The organism is Streptomyces sp. MS191, from assembly GCF_008042125.1.
Taxonomy (GTDB): domain Bacteria; phylum Actinomycetota; class Actinomycetes; order Streptomycetales; family Streptomycetaceae; genus Streptomyces.
The window spans coordinates 1-633 of record NZ_RDBI01000155.1; the positions used below are offsets into that span (position 1 = coordinate 1).

Consider the following 633-nt stretch of genomic DNA (forward strand, 5'->3'; position numbering starts at 1 on the left):
GCGGCGCCCCTCGGCGAGGGACCGCGAGGCCGAACCGGTGTCGGTGAGCTCCCTGAGCAGGTCGCCGAACTCGGTGAAGGCGGCCTCGTCCTCCGGCTGTTCGCGCAGCAGCACGGAGAGCCGTTCCACCACGGCCTCCTTGCCGGGATGCACCGCCGCCACGGACTCGAAGTCGGGGATCGGCTCGTCCGTGAACATCGTCGACGGCCACACCAGCCCGGCGTACGCCATCCGCGCGCCCGGTCGCACCACGCCCGGGAAGGAGGCGAAGAAGGCCGCGTACATGCGGGTGGCCACGGACGGGTCGCTGTTCCACCCGTGGGCGAACACCACCAGGTCCGTGGCCCCGCGCGCGGCGAGCGCCGACAGCGCCTCGTGCTGCCCGGCCGCGCCGTCGCCGTCCTTGTCGAAGGTGATCTCCCGGTACGGCTCCACACTCATCCCGGCCATGGGCGGTCCGCCCCTCCGTGTCGAGGACACTGTCGCGGGAGGAGCCCGAGGGTCCCTCCCGCGACAGCATCCTGCGCGCACGGGAGGACGGCCAGGGTTTCGGCGCGGACGCGCCGCGGAGACCACCGGGAAGTGCGGCAACAGGCCGTACGGGGCGGCCGGGCCACGGACGGGCCGTGGCCC

1 pseudogene is annotated in these 633 nt (G+C 74.1%); it reads right to left on the reverse strand.

The annotated features are described in order from the left end of the window. Positions 1 to 450: pseudogene (locus tag EAO71_RS35915) on the reverse strand (serine-threonine protein kinase); the annotation flags it as partial. Positions 451 to 633 lie beyond the last annotated feature (183 nt).